This is a genomic window from Streptomyces sp., from assembly GCF_035644915.1.
Classification (GTDB): domain Bacteria; phylum Actinomycetota; class Actinomycetes; order Streptomycetales; family Streptomycetaceae; genus Streptomyces.
The window spans coordinates 61,490-78,275 of sequence record NZ_DASQNP010000154.1; the positions used below are offsets into that span (position 1 = coordinate 61,490).

At 73.8% G+C, this 16,786-nt stretch carries 16 protein-coding genes; 11 read left to right on the forward strand and 5 right to left on the reverse strand.

The genetic code is table 11. The features are described from left to right. The first annotated feature begins 6 nt into the window (after nt 1–6). From VE546_RS17305 to VE546_RS17315, 3 genes are all read left to right on the forward strand, one after another. Nucleotides 7–1,296 carry a HAMP domain-containing sensor histidine kinase gene (locus tag VE546_RS17305; RefSeq protein WP_324923246.1) on the forward strand — a complete coding sequence of 430 codons (1,290 nt, stop codon included), beginning with the start codon at nt 7–9 and terminating at the stop codon, nt 1,294–1,296. Nucleotides 1,297–1,762: 466 nt separating this feature from the next. Beyond that, nucleotides 1,763–2,062: a DUF4193 domain-containing protein gene (locus tag VE546_RS17310; RefSeq protein ID WP_324923248.1), complete on the forward strand. Its 300-nt coding sequence runs from the start codon at nt 1,763–1,765 to the stop codon at nt 2,060–2,062. A gap of 16 nt (nt 2,063–2,078) precedes the next feature. After that, on the forward strand, nt 2,079–2,879 hold the full coding sequence (locus tag VE546_RS17315; RefSeq protein ID WP_324923250.1) for a hypothetical protein: 801 nt from the start codon (nt 2,079–2,081) through the stop codon (nt 2,877–2,879). A 103-nt stretch (nt 2,880–2,982) separates the two neighbouring features. Here the strand turns inward: VE546_RS17315 and VE546_RS17320 are convergent, their stop codons facing one another. Next, on the reverse strand, nt 2,983–3,438 hold the full coding sequence (locus VE546_RS17320; RefSeq protein ID WP_324923252.1) for a DUF3093 domain-containing protein: 456 nt from the start codon (nt 3,436–3,438) through the stop codon (nt 2,983–2,985). Nucleotides 3,439–3,496: 58 nt separating this feature from the next. On the opposite strand from VE546_RS17320, the gene VE546_RS17325 reads away from it, so the two are divergent. From VE546_RS17325 to VE546_RS17350, 6 genes are all read left to right on the forward strand, one after another. Then, nucleotides 3,497–4,081 carry a PaaI family thioesterase gene (locus VE546_RS17325; protein ID WP_324923254.1) on the forward strand — a complete coding sequence of 195 codons (585 nt, stop codon included), beginning with the start codon at nt 3,497–3,499 and terminating at the stop codon, nt 4,079–4,081. Between the two features lie 5 nt (nt 4,082–4,086). Next, nucleotides 4,087–4,614, forward strand: a complete 528-nt coding sequence (gene dut, locus VE546_RS17330) for a dUTP diphosphatase (protein WP_324923290.1) — start codon at nt 4,087–4,089, stop codon at nt 4,612–4,614. A gap of 1 nt (nt 4,615) precedes the next feature. Continuing rightward, nucleotides 4,616–5,395: a DUF3710 domain-containing protein gene (locus tag VE546_RS17335; RefSeq protein WP_324923256.1), complete on the forward strand. Its 780-nt coding sequence runs from the start codon at nt 4,616–4,618 to the stop codon at nt 5,393–5,395. Between the two features lie 190 nt (nt 5,396–5,585). Continuing rightward, nucleotides 5,586–6,290, forward strand: a complete 705-nt coding sequence (locus VE546_RS17340; protein WP_324923258.1) for an ABC transporter ATP-binding protein — start codon at nt 5,586–5,588, stop codon at nt 6,288–6,290. A gap of 99 nt (nt 6,291–6,389) precedes the next feature. Next, nucleotides 6,390–6,797: an OB-fold nucleic acid binding domain-containing protein gene (locus VE546_RS17345; protein ID WP_324923260.1), complete on the forward strand. Its 408-nt coding sequence runs from the start codon at nt 6,390–6,392 to the stop codon at nt 6,795–6,797. A 3-nt stretch (nt 6,798–6,800) separates the two neighbouring features. Next, nucleotides 6,801–7,562, forward strand: a complete 762-nt coding sequence (locus tag VE546_RS17350) for a DUF3159 domain-containing protein (RefSeq protein WP_414720510.1) — start codon at nt 6,801–6,803, stop codon at nt 7,560–7,562. A gap of 104 nt (nt 7,563–7,666) precedes the next feature. On the opposite strand, the gene VE546_RS17355 is transcribed toward VE546_RS17350, so the two are convergent. The 4 genes from VE546_RS17355 to VE546_RS17370 form a co-directional block, all read right to left on the reverse strand. After that, nucleotides 7,667–8,374 (reverse strand): TrkA family potassium uptake protein, encoded by a 708-nt coding sequence (locus VE546_RS17355; RefSeq protein WP_324923262.1) that lies wholly within the window; start codon nt 8,372–8,374, stop codon nt 7,667–7,669. 13 nt (nt 8,375–8,387) lie between these two features. Then, on the reverse strand, nt 8,388–9,056 hold the full coding sequence (locus VE546_RS17360; protein WP_324923264.1) for a TrkA family potassium uptake protein: 669 nt from the start codon (nt 9,054–9,056) through the stop codon (nt 8,388–8,390). Nucleotides 9,057–9,167: 111 nt separating this feature from the next. Then, nucleotides 9,168–11,315, reverse strand: coding sequence for an MMPL family transporter (locus tag VE546_RS17365; RefSeq protein WP_324923266.1), 2,148 nt, complete (start codon nt 11,313–11,315; stop codon nt 9,168–9,170). 148 nt (nt 11,316–11,463) lie between these two features. Beyond that, nucleotides 11,464–13,113, reverse strand: a complete 1,650-nt coding sequence (locus VE546_RS17370; RefSeq protein WP_324923267.1) for an SDR family oxidoreductase — start codon at nt 13,111–13,113, stop codon at nt 11,464–11,466. A gap of 138 nt (nt 13,114–13,251) precedes the next feature. On the opposite strand from VE546_RS17370, the gene VE546_RS17375 reads away from it, so the two are divergent. Together VE546_RS17375 and VE546_RS17380 are read left to right on the forward strand one after the other, a co-directional pair. Continuing rightward, complete coding sequence (locus tag VE546_RS17375) at nt 13,252–15,318, forward strand: APC family permease (protein ID WP_324923269.1); 2,067 nt, start codon at nt 13,252–13,254, stop codon at nt 15,316–15,318. A 65-nt stretch (nt 15,319–15,383) separates the two neighbouring features. Then, a complete protein-coding gene (locus tag VE546_RS17380) occupies nt 15,384–16,763 on the forward strand; it encodes a class I SAM-dependent RNA methyltransferase (protein WP_324923271.1) in 1,380 nt (459 codons plus the stop codon). Nucleotides 16,764–16,786: the final 23 nt, after the last annotated feature.

The window sequence follows — 16,786 nt, forward strand, 5'->3', positions numbered from 1 at the left end:
GTCCCCATGACACCCAGCACGCCCAGCACCCCCGGTACTCCCGGCGCACCGCCCCCGGCGCCCCCGCCGGCGCCGCCCAAGCCCACCTGGGACCCCTTCCAGCCCCGGCGCTCCCAGCCCTGGCTGCGGCCCACCATCCGGATACGGCTGACCCTGCTGTACGGCGGGATGTTCCTCATCGCCGGGATGGTGCTGCTGACGATCATCTACCTGCTGGCGGCCCAGGCGCTGAAGGACGGCAGCCACCTGCCCTTCCAGATCATCGGCGTCAGGGACCAGACCACCGACACCGTCTGCCAACTGCCCACCCGGGCGGACGGCGGGAACCTGACCACCTCGGAGCTGACCGCGGCCGTCCGGGAGTGCATGGAGCGCCAGCGGCAGATCGCCCTGGACGTCCTGCTGAACCGCTCCCTGCTGGCGCTGCTGGGCCTGGCCGTGGCCGCCTTCGCCTTCGGCTACGTGATGGCGGGCCGGGTGCTCGCTCCGCTGGAGCGCATCACGCGCACCGCCCAGCGGGTGGCGGGCTCCGACCTGCACCGCCGGATCGAGCTGGACGGGCCGGACGACGAGCTGAAGGAGCTGGCCGACACCTTCGACCAGATGCTGGACCGGCTGGACCGGGCGTTCACCGCCCAGCAGCGGTTCGTCGCCAACGCCTCGCACGAGCTGCGCACCCCGCTGGCGATCAACCGCACCCTGCTGGAGGTCCAGCTCTCCGACCCGGACGCCTCGCCGGAACTGGTCCAGCTCGGCAAGACCCTGCTGGCCACGAACGAGCGCAGCGAGCAGCTCGTGGAGGGGCTGCTGCTGCTCGCCCGCAGCGAGAACGAGATCGTCGACCGCAAGCCCGTGGACCTGGCCGAGGTCGCCTCCCAGGCCCTGGACCAGGTGCGCGGTGAGGCCAGGGACAGGGGCGTGGAGCTGCGCGGCGTGCGGCAGCCCGGGTACGTGCAGGGCAACGGGGTGCTCCTGGAGCGCGTCGCGCTCAACCTGGTGCAGAACGCCGTGCGCTACAACCTCCCGGAGGGCGGCTGGGTCTCGGTCGGCACGCGGGCCCAGCCGGGCCAGGTGGTGCTGGAGGTGGAGAACACCGGCCCGATGGTCCCGGCGTACGAGGTCGACAACCTCTTCGAGCCCTTCCGGCGGCTGCGCACCGAGCGCACCGGCAGCGACAAGGGGGTCGGCCTCGGCCTGTCGATCGTGCGGTCCGTGGTGCGCGCCCACGGCGGGACGGTCGTCGCGGCACCGCGTGAGGAGGGCGGTCTGCTGGTGCGGGTCACCCTGCCCGTCTGACCGGGCCCGTTCGACGGCCCGGAGCGGAGCGGACGATCAGGCAGCCGATCAGGGAAACGATCAAGAAAACGATCAAGGAACAGCCCTCCGGCAGAGGGTCGGTACGGGGTGGATTCAGGGAATATGTCCCTGCCCCGAGACTGTTGTGATCGATCACACACGCGATTTTTTGCCTGCGTGTGATCAGCGATCGAGAGCCTGCCGGAAAATGCCGGAAAATCCATGTTTTCGCAGGTCGTGATCGTGGAAGAGAGGGGAGACGGTGTGCGCAAAGCGCACCATTCGGGCCGTCTTCGGCCCTGGTCGGCGACCAGCTCGGTCACCCCATCAGGGGCGCGGTTGGGTGTCGATTGAGTAACAGGGCTTGATGTGAGGCAAAATCTCCGCCTCAGGTCGGGCACAAGTCCGGCCTCTCGCGCGTTACGTGCGCTGGAGACACCACAGACACCCAGAGGGGGAGAGCGACATGGCAACCGACTACGACACCCCACGCAAGACCGACGACGACGTCAACGAGGACAGCATCGAGGAACTGAAGGCCCGGCGGAACGACAAGGCCGCCTCGACCGTCGACGTGGACGAGTTCGAGCAGGCCGAGGGCCTCGAACTGCCCGGCGCGGACCTCTCCAACGAGGAGCTGTCCGTCCGGGTGCTGCCTCGTCAGGCCGACGAGTTCACCTGCATGAGCTGCTTCCTGGTCCACCACCGCTCGCAGCTCGCCGCGGAGAAGAACGGTCAGCCCATCTGCCGCGACTGCGCGGCCTGAGCCGGAGCGCCGGCTGATGGCGGTCGACGACGCACGTGACGACGAGCGGGGCCGGGATCAGGAGGCCTCGCTCGCGCCCGTACCCGCCCCCGCGGACACCCGCCGCGGGATGCTGCGGAGCCTCCGGGGGCGGTGGGTGCGCGAGGAGCACGGGCAGGGGCCGCGCGAGCGTGGCACGGTCAAGGCGTTCCTGGGTGTGGTGGCCGACCGGATCGTCGACATCGCACCCAGGATCCCCGTCCGCGACCTGGCCACGCTCCGCCGGCAGTTCCCCGGACTGGGTCCCGAGGAGTTGGCCGACAGACTGATATCCGGCGCGATGAAGGGCACCGCGGCCGTCGGCGCCGGAGTGGGCGCCTCGGCGATGCTGCCGGTGCCCCCGGCGATGCCCGCCGAACTGGCCGCGGAGGTCGTCGGAGTGGCCGCGGTGGAGCTCAAGCTCATCGCCGAGCTGCACGAGGTCTACGGTCGGCGCCCGCCGGGCAACGCCCGGGAGCGGGCCGCCGCCTACCTCACCGCGTGGACGGACGAGCGCGGCATAGAACTGACCAGGCCCGCGACGTTCAACACCGCGTTCGGCAGCCACATGAGGCGCCAGCTCCGCCAGGCCCTCCTGCGCCGCACCGTGCGCAACCTCCCCAACCTCACGCCGTTCATGATCGGCGCCGCGGTGGGCGCGCTGATGAACCGGCGCGAGACGAAGAAGCTGGCGGAGCGGATCCGCCGGGACCTGCGCAAGCGACGGGTCCCCTGGAGCGCCCTCCCCGCCGGGGAGTTCCCCGGCGACGGTCACCGCGCGCTGGAGGCCGGCGACTGAAGGCACCCGCTCTCCCCCTCCGGCCCCTGGTCGCCCCGGCCCCCTCCGGCGCACGCTCCGCGGAGCGCGCCGCCCCGACCGCCCGGCCCGTGCCGGGCGGCCGCTATGCGCGGGCCTTCTCCAGGGCGTCCACCAGGGCCCCGGGACGGCGGGTGGACAGGTAGAGGTACGGGGTGGGGTCCTCGGGATCGGTGACCTCGACGCGGACGGCGGTGGGCACGTAGCCGCGCAGCAGCATGAACGCGCGGGGATCGGCGCGGTGGGTGCGCCAGGCACGCGCCTCCTCGGCGTCCAGGACGTGCGCCTCGCCCAGGGCCGCCAGCGGGACGCGGGCGTCCCCCGCCACCAGGGAGTCCGCGACCACGCGGATGCGCACCGAGCCGTAGGAGCTGACCGCGACCGAGGCCAGCGCCGTGCCCACCACCAGACCGCCCAGCAGGGGCAGCAGGCCCAGGGGGAGCAGGGTCAGGCCCACGGAGACCCCGGCCAGGGCGGCGATCAGCCACCAGGAGCGGGGTGCGGTCAGCCGCTCGTCGTACAGCACACCGGCAGGAAGCATGGCTCCAGCTTGGCATGCCCGCCGACAGGTCCCCGACCCGGCGGTAAGGTCTGCACCCGTGAGTGACACCACGACACCCCTGACACCGCCCGAGGACGCCGTCGCCCCGGTGCGCCACCCGGACGCCCCCGCGCCGGGGGAGCTGCTGGGGCCGCACTACGCCCGGTGCTTCGGCTGCGGCGCCGAGCAGCCGCACGGACTGCGCCTGGCGGTCCGGGCGGGCGAGGGCGTCAGCGTCACCGCCGAGTTCACCGTCCGGCCCGAGCACCAGGGAGCGCCCGGACTCGCCCACGGCGGGCTGCTGGCCACCGCCCTGGACGAGGCCCTGGGGTCCCTCAACTGGCTGATGCACACCATCTCGGTCACCGGGCGGCTGGAGACCGACTTCCTGCGCCCCGTCCCCGTGGACGCCGTGCTCCACCTCCACGCGCGGGCCACCGCCCGCCACGGGCGCAAGATCTACTGCACCGCCACCGGCCGGATCGGCGGCCCCGACGGACCGGTCGCGGTGCGTGCCGACGCCCTCTTCGTCGAGGTGAAGGTCGACCACTTCACCGACCACGGCCGCCGGCAGGAGATCGAGGCCGCGATGGCCGACCCCGACACCGTCCGCCGTACCCGGGCCTTCGAGGTGAACCCGTGAATCCCGTGCACCGCCGCCCCCTCGACGTGCTGATCCGCCGCCTGGACCCCGAGGTGCCGATCCCCGCCTACGCCCACCCCGGCGACGCCGGCTGCGACCTGGTCACCACCGAGGCGGCCGAACTGGCCCCCGGGGAGCGCGCCGTGCTGCCCACGGGCATCTCCATCGCCCTGCCCGACGGGTACGCCGCCTTCGTGCATCCGCGCTCCGGTCTGGCGGCCCGCTGCGGGGTCTGCCTCGTGAATGCCCCCGGAACCATCGATGCCGGGTACCGTGGGGAGATCAGGGTGATCGTGGCCAACCTGGATCCGCGCGAGAGCGTACGGTTCGAGCGCTTCGACCGCATCGCCCAGCTCGTCGTCCAGCAGGTCGAGAAGGTGCGTTTCCACGAGGTGGAGGAACTGCCGGACTCGGCACGAGCGGCGGGGGGCTTCGGCTCCACGGGCGGCCACGCCGCACAGGACCATGCTGCACAGCACAACCATTACGCTGCGGTCGCGGCCGACGAGGCTGCCGACCTGAAGGGACAGTGACGTGTTCGGACGTCGTCGCAAGAAGAAGGTACAGCCCGAGGGCGCCTCGGACGAGTTCGAGACGGAACGATCCGACGAGGGCACCGACGCGTCGGACGGGTCCGCCGGCGGCCCGCAGGGGCGGGTGAAGCTGCCTCCGGCTCCCCGGCCGGACGGCCCCTGGGACGTGAGCGAGCTGCTCGCGCCGGGCGAGGGCCGGGTCGACCTGGGCGGCCTGTTCGTGCCCGGGGTGCCGGGCATGGAGCTGCGGGTGGAGGTCGCCGGTGACGCCATCGTCGCCGCCACGATCGTGCTGAAGGACAGCGCCATCCAGCTCCAGGCGTTCGCCGCGCCCAAGCGCGAGGGCATCTGGGACGAGGTGCGCGAGGAGATCGCCGCCGGCATCACCAAGCAGGGCGGGATCGTCGACGAGGTCGAGGGCCCGCTGGGCTGGGAGCTGCGCGCCCAGGTGCCGGTCCAGCTCCCGGACGGCAAGAGCGGCATGCAGGTGGTGCGCTTCGTCGGCGTGGACGGCCCGCGCTGGTTCCTGCGCGGTGTCATCTCGGGCCAGGGCGCGGTGCAGCCGCAGGCCGCCGGACTGCTGGAACAGATCTTCCGCGACACGGTCGTGGTGCGCGGCGACGGCCCGATGGCCCCGCGCGACCCGATCGTCCTGCGGCTGCCCAACGACGCCCAGATGGTGCCCGACGGCGTCCAGCAGGAGTCGGCGGAGGAGGGCTCCCGCTTCGCCGGGGGCATCGACAAGCTCCAGCGCGGCCCGGAGATCACCGAGGTCCGCTGATCCGGGCGGACGAGGGCCCTGCCGCCACGGGAGTGGCAGGGCTGCGCCACGCCCGCCCGGGGCCGCCGCACGGGAGGAGCGGCGGCCGTTCACCGCTGTTCGCCGCCGTTCGCCGCTGTTCGCCGACGGTGGCGGCGGACGGAGCGCTAGGCTCGACACCGTCCGGAGTGCTCCGGAAGGGGGAGGCCGCATGGGCGCCGTGGTCGAGGTCGAGGGTCTGCACCACTCCTACGGTCAGGGGCCCGATGCCGCCCCCGTCCTGCGCGGGGTGTCGCTCACCCTCGGGCACGGGGAGTTCGTCGCGGTCACCGGCCGCCCCGGCTCCGGCCGGACCACCCTCCTCGGGCTGGTCGGCGGTCTGGACACCCCCGTCTCCGGCCGGATCACCGTGGACGGCGTGCGGCTGGACGAGCTGGGCGAGCAGGAGCGGCTCCGGCTGCGCCGCGACCGCATCGGGTTCGTCTTCCCCTCCTCGGGCCTGCTGCCCGTCCTCACCGCCGCCGAGAACGTCGGCGTGCCGCTGCGGCTGCGCAACGTACCGCCGCACGAGCGCGACGAGCGGGTCGCCCGGCTGCTGGCCGAGGTCGGCCTCGCCGACCGCGCCGGGCAGCGGCCCGACGAGCTGAGCGGCGAGCAGCGGCAGCGCGTCGCCATCGCCCGCGCCCTGGCCAACCACCCCGCGCTGCTCGTCGCCGACGAGCCCGCCGCGCAGCTCGACGCCGGCGGTGGCGCCGCCGTCCTGGAACTGCTGCACACCCTGGCCCGCGCCCGGGAGCTCACCACCCTGGTCGCCACCCACGACCCCTGGCTGCTCTCCCGCGCCGACCGGGTCATGGAGCTGCGGGACGGCCGGCTGCGGGAGACGGGCCCGGAGCGGGTCCCCACCCGGCCCTGACGGCGGCCCGGGGGCGGGTGCGAAGCGATTCCGGACACATCCGGCATCCGGGCCGCGGATGGAGTTACCCCCGGTGAGGGGCGCGGGTACGCTGGCGGCATGAGTGGTGTTACCCGACTCGAGAAGCAGGGCCGACTGCGCCGTCTCCTCGGGCGGTTGTCGTCCTCGCAGGAGGACCTGCTCTCCGCCGAGCTGCGGCGGGACACCGAGGACAGCGGCTGTACCCGCATCTGCGACTGCGGCGACCGGCAGATCGTCAAGGTGGCCGGTACGCTGCGCACGGTGACGCAGCGCCCACGCGCCGGAGTGCCCGCGCTGGAGGCGGAGCTGTTCGACGGGTCCGCGCCCCTGGACGTGGTGTGGCTGGGGCGCCGGTCCATCGCGGGCATAGAACCGGGCCGGAGGCTGATCGCCTCCGGGCGGATCGCGATGAACCGCGGCCGTCCGGTGCTGTTCAACCCCAGGTACGAGCTGCGCCCCATCGGACAGGACAGCGGACAGGAGTAGTGGGTGACCTCTCTCGACAAGCCGGCCGCCGGCACGGATGAGGCCGGGGCCGGTTCGTCCGGCCCGACGGTGACGGACAAGGCGCTGCTGGAGGCGTTCGGAGGCGTGCGCGGCATGGTGGACACCACCGTGCCGGGACTGGTCTTCGTGCTGATCTACACGATCAAGCGGGACATGCACCTCGCGGCCGTCGCGGCCCTGGGCCTGAGCCTGCTGCTCGCCCTGGCCCGCCTGGTGCGGCGCGAAACCCTCAAGCACGCCTTCAGCGGGGTCTTCGGGGTCGCGTTCGGCGCGGTCTTCGCGATGATGTCGGGCGACGCCAAGAACTTCTACCTGCCGGGCATGCTCTACACCCTGGGCCTGGCGATCGCCTACTGCGTCTCGGCGATGGTGCGCTTCCCGCTGATCGGCGTGCTCCTCGGGCCGATCCTGCGCGAGAACCTCTCCTGGCGCACCCGCAACCCCGGCCGTCTGAAGGCCTACACCAAGGCCACCTGGGCCTGGGGGATCATCCTGCTGGCCAAGTCGGCGATCCTCTTCCCCATCTACCTGTGGGGCGACGTCACCCAGCTCGGCTGGGTGAAGGTGGCGCTGAGCATCCCGCCGCTGCTGCTGTGCGTCTACCTGACCTACGTCTTCCTCGCCAAGGCCCCGCCGCCGATCGACGTGATCGCCGAGATGGAGGCCGAGGAGGCCGCGGAGAAGGAGCGCGAGCGCCTCGCGGCCCGCGGCCGGTCCGGGGACGAGGCGCGCACGGAGTCCTGAGGACCCCGTACGGTCCCGGCCCCGGCCGGGACCGTACGGGGCCGCTTCCCCTTCTCGCCCGCGGACGGAACGGGCGGGCGGGAGGGGAAGCGCCGGCGCACCGGCTAGAGCTCCTCCGGCCCGCCCTCCAGGGCGCGCGGCTCCGTCGTCTCACGCCGTACGGACAGCAGCTCCTCCAACTGCTGCTCGCGGGCCTGGGCGGCGACGAACAGCAGCTCGTCGCCCGCCTCCAGGGAGTCCTCGGCGTTGGGGGTCAGCACCCGGCTGCCCCGGATTATCGTGACCAGCGAGGTGTCCTCGGGCCACCGCACCTCGCCCACCCGCGTCCCGGCCAGCGCCGACTCCGGGGGCAGGGTCAGCTCGACCAGGTTGGCGTCGCCCTGGCTGAACCGCAGCAGCCGCACCAGGTCGCCCACGCTCACCGCCTCCTCGACCAGCGCGGACATCAGCCGCGGGGTCGAGACGGCCACGTCGACGCCCCAGGACTCGTTGAACAGCCACTCGTTCTTGGGGTTGTTCACCCGCGCCACGACCCGCGGCACGCCGTACTCGGTCTTGCCGAGCAGCGAGACCACGAGGTTCACCTTGTCGTCGCCCGTCGCGGCGATCACGACGTTGCAGCGCTGGAGCGCGGCCTCGTCCAGCGAGGTGATCTCGCAGGCGTCGGCCAGCAGCCACTCCGCCTGCGGCACCTGCTCCACCGCGATGGCGGCGGGCGACTTGTCGATGAGCAGGACCTCGTGGCCGTTCTCCAGCAGCTCCGTGGCGATGGAGCGGCCCACCGCGCCCGCTCCGGCGATCGCGACCCTCACAGCGCCTCCTCGTTCACCGCTGTTCTCCTTCCGGCCCCCGGGAGAACGCCGCCTCCACCTCGCCGACCTGGTCGGAACGCATCATCACGTGCACCAGGTCACCCTCCTGGATCACCGTGTCGGAGGTGGGCAGCATCGCCTCGCCCAGGCGGGTGATGAAGGCGACCCGGGTGCCCGTCTCCTGCTGGAGCCTGCTGACCCGGTGCCCGACCCAGGCGGTGGAGGCGTGCACCTCGGCGAGCTGGACGCCGCCGGTGGGGTCCAGCCACAGCGGCTCGGCGCCGGACGGCAGCAGCCGCCGCAGCATCTGGTCCGCCGTCCAGCGGACCGTGGCGACGGTCGGGATGCCCAGGCGCTGGTAGACCTCGGCGCGGCGGGGATCGTAGATGCGGGCCGCCACGTTCTCCACCCCGAACATCTCGCGCGCCACCCGGGCCGCGATGATGTTGGAGTTGTCGCCGCTGCTGACGGCGGCGAACGCCCCGGCCTCCTCTATCCCCGCCTCGCGCAGGACGTCCCGGTCGAAGCCGACCCCCTCCACGCGGCGCCCGCCGAAGGCCGAGCCCAGCCGGCGGAACGCCGTGGGATCCCGGTCGATGATCGCAACCGTGTGACCCTGCCGTTCCAGGGTCTGTGCGAGTGCGGCGCCCACGCGTCCGCACCCCATGATGACGATGTGCATGAGGTCGTTACCCCGTACCTTCTCCTGTCGTGACGACCCTGGCCAGCATCGCGCATCATCCTTTCCGCCCTGTCAGGGGGCACCTGCCGGAGGCGTTCCCAGGCCGTAACGCTACCCGGCATCCGGTGCGGGGAGCCCCTCCCGGTCCCGCCGGGCCGCGCCGGGCCGCGCCGGGCCGTCACGGCGCCACAGCGCGCTCGGCCACCACACGGCGGGGCCGATGTCCCGGGTGAGGGCGGGAACCAGCAGCGACCGCACGACGATGGTGTCCAGCAGGACGCCGAACGCGACGATGAAGGCGATCTGCACCATGAAGGACAGCGGGATCACCACCAGCGCGGCGAAGGTGGCGGCCAGCACCACCCCGGCCGAGGTGATCACCCCGCCGGTGGCGGTCAGCCCCTTGAGCACCCCCAGCCGGGTGCCGTGGCGCAGCGTCTCCTCGCGGACCCGGGTCATCAGGAAGATGTTGTAGTCCACGCCCAGCGCGACCAGGAACACGAAGCCGTAGAGCGGGATGGAGGGGTCCGTCCCGCCGAACCCGAACAGGTGGGTGAAGACCAGGGCGGAGACGCCGAGGGTGGCCAGGAAGTTCAGGGCCACGGTCGCCACCAGGACCAGCGGCAGCACCACCGAGCGCAGCAGGGCCACCAGGATCGCCAGGATGATGGCCAGGACGACGCTGATGATGAGCCCGCGGTCGTGCCGCGCGGTGTCCTGGGTGTCGAGCTGCTGGGCGGTGTAGCCGCCGACCAGGGCGTTCGCGCCGTCCACCGCGTGCACCGACGCCCGCAGCCGCTCGACGGTCCGCAGGGCCGCCTCGGAGTCGCCCTCGGCCGCCAGGGTGGCGTCGATGCCCACCCGGCCGTCGACGGCCAGGGGCTCGCCGCCGGGCCGCCCCGGTGCCGTCACCGGTGCCACCGACTCGACCCCCTCGGTCTCCCGGGCGGCTTCGACGACCGCCCGCGCCCGGTCGGCGTCCGCGATGATCACCGCGGGGTTGCCGGAGCCGCCGGGGAAGTGCTCGTTCAGCCTCTCCTGGGCGGTGACGGACCGGGCCCCGCCCACGAAGACCTCCTCCAGCGGCGTGCTCCGGGAGGACAGCGCCGGGAAGAACGCCGCGGCGGCCACCAGGCACACCAGGCACACGGACCACACCCGGCGCGGCGACCGGTCCACCAGGGAGGCCACCGTGCCCCACACCCCGCGCCCGCCTCCGGGCCCGGCCGGGTCGGCGGGCGGCCTGGGGCGGCCGGGCCAGTACGCGGCCCGGCCGAGCGCGACGAGCACGGCGGGCAGGAAGGTCAGGGAGGCGAGCATCGCGCAGGCGATGCCGATGGCGCCCACGGGCCCGAGGGCGCGGTTGTTGCGCAGGTCGCTCAGGAGCAGCGCCAGCAGGGCCAGGGCGACGGTGGCGCCGCTGGCGGTGATCGCCCCCAGGGAGCGCCGCAGCGCGGCCAGCACCGCGGGGACGCGCTCGCCGCGCAGGGCGAGCTCCTCGCGGAACCGGGCGGACAGCAGCAGCCCGTAGTCCGTGGCGGCGCCGATGACCAGGATGAACAGGATGCCCTGCACCTGGCCGTCCACCCGTACCACGTCCCGCTCGGCGAGGAGGTAGACGATCGCGGAGGCCAGGGACAGGGCGAAGACGGAGCCGAGGATGATCGCCAGGGGCAGCAGCACGCTCCGGTAGACCAGCAGCAGGATCAGCAGCACCACGCCGAGCGCGACGGCCAGCAGCAGCCCGTCGATCCCGGCGAACGCCTCGGAGAGGTCCGCCTGGGTGGCAGCCGGGCCGGCGATGTGGACGCCGGCCCCCTCGACTCGGTCCGCCGCGCCGCGGACGGAGTCGATCACCCCCGGGAGCTCCTCGTCGAGGCCGGAGGCGATCGGCACCACGCTCCGCAGGGCCTGGCCGTCCCGCGAGGGCACCACGGGGGAGGGGCGGCCCTCGACGCCGGGGACGTCGGCCAGCTCCGCCAGGGCGACGGTGGCCTGCTGCCGCTGCCGGGCGTCGAGCGTCCCGCCGTCGGTCTCCCAGACGACGATCGCGGGCACGGTCTCGGCGGTTTGGAAGGCCTTCCGCTCCTCCGCCACCCTCGTGGACTCGGCGTTCCGCGGCAGGAAGGAGGGCTGCTCGTTGGTCGCGACCTCGCTGATCTTCCCGGCGTACGGTCCGAAGGCGCCTCCGACCACCAGCCAGACGGCGATCAGCGCGGCGGGGACCAGCCACCGCAGGGCGCGTGGTGTGGGTTTCATGGGCTCCCCTGAGCTGGAGGACGCGGGCTGTGCCCCGGCGGGCGGCGCTCCCTCCCGTCTCCGTCGGGAGGCTCGGTGATCGGGGGCGTGCGCGGCGCGGACGGCCCGCCGTCCCCCGCGCATGCCGCCGGCGCCGTACGGCGGCGCCTCAGCGCGGCGGGACTCCACGCCGCCGTGTGCCTGCCGACCGCCGTGACCGGGAGGCCGACCGCACCGCGCCGGACCGGCGGGAACGCGCCCGGCTCCCGGCCGCGCGCCGTCGTCCGGCACCGCCGCCGTCCGTCCCGGCGGCCTCGGCCGCCGAGGCGATGTTGCGCGCCATGCCGCCGAATACCACGGCGTGGAACGGCGAAACCCCCCACCAGTACGCGTGCCCGGCCAGACCGCGCGGGTGGAACAGCGCGCGCTGCCGGTAGACCGTCTCCCCGGACCGGCCGCGGTCGACCATCAGCTCCAGCCAGGCCAGCCCCGGCAGCCGCATCTCCGCCCGCAGCCGCAGCAGCCGCCCCGGCTCGATCTCCTCCACCCGCCAGAAGTCCAGCGAGTCGCCCGCCCGCAGCCGCGCCGCGTCCCGCCGCCCCCGGCTCAGTCCCACCCCGCCGACCAGCCGGTCCAGCCAGCCCCGTGCCGCCCAGGCCAGGGGGAAGGAGTACCAGCCGTTCTCGCCGCCGATGCTCTCCACCACGCGCCACAGCGCCTCGGGCGGGGCGGCGACCGTGCGCTGCCGCAGGTCGGTGTAGAGGCTGCCGCCCGCCCAGCCGGGGTCGGTGGGCAGCGGGTCGCTGGGGGCGCCCGGCACGGACGCGGACGACCAGCGGGTGGCGACCTCGGCCTCCCGGACGCGGTGCAGCGCCAGGCGCAGCGCCGGCTCCAGGCCGAGGAGGCCGCCCGGCGGGTCCGGCACGTACCGCGCGATGTCGTGCTCGGCGCAGACCACCTCGTGCCGCAGCGACTCGGTCAGCGGCCGGGCGAGCGCGGCCGGCACCGGGGTGACCAGGCCGATCCAGTGGCTGGACAGGGTGGGGGAGAGCACCGGCACCGGCAGGATGACGCGTCGGCGGAGCCCGGCCACCCGGGCGTAGAGCCGCATCATCGCGTGGTACGTCAGCACGTCCGGGCCGCCGATGTCGAAGGCCCGGTTCACCTCCGGCGGCAGGCCGGCGCAGCCGACCAGGTAGCGCAGCACGTCGCGGACGGCGATCGGCTGGAGCCGGGTGCGCACCCAGCTCGGGGTGACCATCACCGGCAGCCGCTCGGTCAGGTAGCGCAGGATCTCGAACGAGGCCGAACCCGAGCCGATCACCACCGCCGCCCGCAGCACGGCCGTCGGCACGCCGGAGTCCAGCAGCAGGCGCCCCACCTCGGCCCGGGAGCGCAGGTGCGGGGACAGCTCCTCCTCCGGCACCCCCGCCGGGGTCAGCCCGCCGAGGTAGACGATCCGGCGCACGCCGGCGGCCCGCGCCCGTTCGCCGAAGATCCGGGCCGCGCGCCGGTCGGTCTCCTCGAAGCCGGGACCGCCGCCCAGGGAGTGCACCAGGTAGTAGGCGACGTCCACGCCCTCCAGCGCCGCGGCCACCGACGTGGCGTCGGTCACGTCGCCGCGCACGACCTCCACCCGTCCCGCCCAGGGGTGGTCGCGGAGCTTGCCGGGGGTGCGGGCCAGGCAGCGGACCGGGTGGCCCGCCGCCAGCAGCTCGGGCACCAGCCGGCCGCCGAGGTAGCCGGTGGCCCCGGTGACCAGGCAGCGCGGCGGCCGGCCGGCGGCCGGACCGGCGCCGATGGCCGTGGCGTCGTCCATACGGCCATGCTTCGCCCCGCCCGTGCGTCCCGCAACCCGTGCCGGGACCGTACCGTCCCGCGCCCCGTGCGCGCCCGCCGCCCGCACCCCGGGACCTGCGGTTGGGAGGCCCGGACGGACACGGCTTACGATCCTTGCGTGTCCAAGCTGACCGACGTGTCCAAACGGATCCTGATCGGCAACGCGCTGCGGAGCGACCGGCTCGCCGAGACGCTCCTCCCCAAGCGCATCGCCCTCCCGGTCTTCGCCTCCGACCCCCTGTCGTCGGTCGCCTACGCCCCGGGCGAAGTGCTGATGGTGCTGTCCGTGGCCGGGTTCTCCGCCTACCACTTCGGTCCCTGGATCACCCTCGCCATTGTCGTGCTCATGTTCACGGTGGTGGCGTCCTACCGGCAGAACGTCCACGCCTACCCCTCCGGCGGCGGGGACTACGAGGTCGCCACCGTCAACCTCGGCCCCCGCGCCGGCCGCACGGTCGCCAGCGCCCTGCTGGTGGACTACGTGCTGACGGTGGCGGTGTCGGTCTCCGCGGGGGTGGACAACCTCAGCTCGGCGATCCCGTTCGTCTCCGAGAACAAGGTCGGGGTGGCGCTGGCGATCATCGCGCTGCTGACCATGATGAACCTGCGCGGCGTGCGGGAGTCCGGCGCGATATTCGCCATCCCCACCTACGCCTTCGTCATCGGCGTCCTCGGCATGATCGCCTGGGGTGCCTTCCGCTGGTTCGTCCTGGGCGACGCCATGAGGGCGCCCAGCGCCGAGTACGAGGTCCTGGCCGAGCAGGGCGACCTGGCCGGGCTCGCGCTGCTCTTCCTGCTGCTGCGGGCCTTCTCCTCCGGCTGCGCCGCCCTCACCGGCGTCGAGGCCATCAGCAACGGCGTCCCCGCCTTCCGCAAGCCCAAGAGCCGCAACGCCGCCGCCACCCTGGCCCTCATGGGCGGCCTGGCCGTCACCATGTTCTGCGGCATCATCGCCCTGGCCCTGGCCACCGAGGTGAAGATGTCCGAGGCGCCGGCCCGCGACATCCTCATCAATGGCGAGCCCGCCGGCCCCGGCTACCACCAGGACCCGGTCATCGCCCAGGTCTCCGCGGCGGTCTTCGGCGACGGCTCGCTGCCGTTCCTCTTCCTGGCCGCGGTCACCGCGCTCGTGCTGTTCCTGGCCGCCAACACCGCCTACAACGGCTTCCCCGTCCTCGGCTCGATCCTCGCCCAGGACCGCTACCTGCCGCGCCAGCTCCACACCCGCGGCGACCGGCTGGCGTTCTCCAACGGCATCGTGCTGCTCGCGGTCTGCGCGGGCGTGCTGGTCTACGCGTACGACTCGGACTCCACCCGGCTGATCCAGCTCTACATCGTCGGCGTCTTCGTCTCCTTCACCCTCAGCCAGACCGGCATGGTCCGGCACTGGAACCGCCACCTGCGCGAGGAGACCGACCCCGCGGCCCGCCGCCGGATGGTGCGCTCGCGCGCGATCAACGCCTTCGGCGCCTTCTTCACCGGGCTGGTCCTGGTCGTGGTGCTCATCACCAAGTTCAGCCACGGCGCCTACGTCGCCGTCATCGGCATGGCCGTCTTCTACGCGATGATGAGCGGCATCCGCCGGCACTACGACCGGGTGGCCGAGGAGCTGGCGCTGCCGGACGAGCCGGGCGACGAGGCGGTCCGCCCCTCGCGGGTGCACTCCATCGTCCTCGTCTCCAAGATCCACAAGCCCACGCTGCGGGCGCTGGCGTACGCCAAGCTGATGCGCTCCGACGTCCTGGAGGCCCTCAGCGTCAACGTCGACCCGGAGGAGACCCGCGTCCTGCGCGAGGAGTGGAACCGGCGCGGGATCGACGTGCCCCTCAAGACCCTCGACTCCCCGTACCGCGAGATCACCCGCCCGGTGGTGGAGTACGTCAAGGGCCTGCGCCGCACCAGCCCGCGCGACGTGGTCAGCGTCTACATCCCCGAGTACGTCGTCGGCCGCTGGTACGAGCAGTTGCTGCACAACCAGAGCGCCCTGCGGCTCAAGGGCCGGCTGCTGTTCACCCCCGGGGTGATGGTGACGTCCGTGCCCTACCAGCTCGCCTCCTCCGAGCGCGCCCGGCAGCGGGCCAGGAGGCGCGCGGAGTGGAGCGCGCCCGGCGCGGTGCGGCGCGGCGGCCCGGTCGGCCCGGTCGGCACCGCCGGTCCGGAGGCGGAGAGCGGACGCCGGGGTTAACCGGAACGGGCGGGTAGACTGAACGGCTGCCGTCCTTGGCGCCCACCACCTCTGGAGCGACCCCCATGTCCCCCGCAACACCTCCCGCCACGCCGTCCGCCGCCTCCGAGACCGCACCCGCGTCGCTGGTGGGCCGGGAGTACGAGGTCGAGATCGGCCCCGTCGCGCACGGCGGCCACTGCGTCGCCCGCACCGAGGAGGGCCGGGTCCTCTTCGTCCGCCACGCGCTGCCCGGCGAACGGGTCGTGGCCAGGGTGACCGAGGGCCGGGAGGACTCCCGCTTCCTGCGCGCCGACGCCGTGGAGATCCTCGACGCCTCCAAGGACCGCGTCGAGGCCCCCTGCCCCTTCGCCGGCCCCGGCCGGTGCGGCGGCTGCGACTGGCAGCACGCCGCGCCGGGCGCGCAGCGCCGCCTGAAGGCGTCCGTCATCGCCGAGCAGCTCCAGCGGCTGGCCGGGCTGACGCCCGAGGACGTCGGCTGGGACGGCACGGTCGAGCCAGCCCCCGGTGACAAGGTTCCCCGGGGCGAGGTGCCCGCCTGGCGGACGCGCGTGCAGTACGCCGTGGACGCCGAGGGACGGGTCGGGCTGCGCCGCCACCGCTCGCACGAGGTGGAGCCGATCGACCGCTGCCTGATCGCCGCGCCGGGCGTGAGCGAGCTGGGCGTGGAGAAGCGCACCTGGCCGCAGACCGCCTCCGTCGAGGCCGTCGCCGCCGCCGGCTCCAGCGACCGCCAGGTGCTGGTCACCCCCCGCCCCGGCGGGCGGCTGCCCCTGGTGGAGCTGGACCGCCCGGTGTCGGTGCTGCGGGTCGAGGAGCCCCAGCGACGGGGAGGCGAGCGGACCGTGCACCGGGTGCACGGCCGCCCCTACGTGCGGGAGCGCGCGGCGGACCGCACCTGGCGGATCAGCGCGGGCGGTTTCTGGCAGGTCCACCCCAAGGCCGCCGACCTGCTGGTGGAGACCGTGATGACCGGCCTGACCCCGCACAAGGGCGACATGGCGCTCGACCTGTACTGCGGCGCCGGGCTGTTCGCCGGGGCGCTGGCCGAGCGGGTCGGGGAGAAGGGCGCGGTGCTCGGCATCGAGTCCTCCAAGCGCGCGGTGGAGGACGCCCGGCACAACCTCGCCGACCTCGACCGCGTCCGCATCGAGCGCGGCACGGTGGAGAAGGTGCTGCCGCGCACCGGCATCACCGAGGCCGACATCGTCGTCCTGGACCCGCCCCGCGCGGGCGCCGGACGCCGTACCGTCCAGCAGGTGGCCGCCCTCGGGCCGCGCCGCATCGCCTACGTCGCCTGCGACCCGGCGGCGCTCGCCCGCGACCTGGCGTACTTCGGTGCCGAGGGCTACGTCCCGCACTTCACCAGGGCCTTCGACCTGTTCCCGATGACCCACCACGTGGAGTGCGTGGCGATTTTGAAGCCTGCGCAAAAGGACTCCTGACCTGCTGCTTCGCGGGCGAGGTC

Bases quoted from the DNA above. Each gene is read 5' to 3' on its own strand.
- VE546_RS17305 (WP_324923246.1), top strand. From the start codon at position 7: ATGACACCCAGCACGCCCAGCACCCCCGGTACTCCCGGCGCACCGCCC.
- VE546_RS17310 (WP_324923248.1), top strand. From the start codon at position 1,763: ATGGCAACCGACTACGACACCCCACGCAAGACCGACGACGACGTCAAC.
- VE546_RS17315 (WP_324923250.1), top strand. From the start codon at position 2,079: ATGGCGGTCGACGACGCACGTGACGACGAGCGGGGCCGGGATCAGGAG.
- VE546_RS17320 (WP_324923252.1), bottom strand. From the start codon at position 3,438: ATGCTTCCTGCCGGTGTGCTGTACGACGAGCGGCTGACCGCACCCCGC.
- VE546_RS17340 (WP_324923258.1), top strand. From the start codon at position 5,586: ATGGGCGCCGTGGTCGAGGTCGAGGGTCTGCACCACTCCTACGGTCAG.
- VE546_RS17345 (WP_324923260.1), top strand. From the start codon at position 6,390: ATGAGTGGTGTTACCCGACTCGAGAAGCAGGGCCGACTGCGCCGTCTC.
- VE546_RS17360 (WP_324923264.1), bottom strand. From the start codon at position 9,056: ATGCACATCGTCATCATGGGGTGCGGACGCGTGGGCGCCGCACTCGCA.
- VE546_RS17365 (WP_324923266.1), bottom strand. From the start codon at position 11,315: ATGAAACCCACACCACGCGCCCTGCGGTGGCTGGTCCCCGCCGCGCTG.
- VE546_RS17370 (WP_324923267.1), bottom strand. From the start codon at position 13,113: ATGGACGACGCCACGGCCATCGGCGCCGGTCCGGCCGCCGGCCGGCCG.
- VE546_RS17380 (WP_324923271.1), top strand. From the start codon at position 15,384: ATGTCCCCCGCAACACCTCCCGCCACGCCGTCCGCCGCCTCCGAGACC.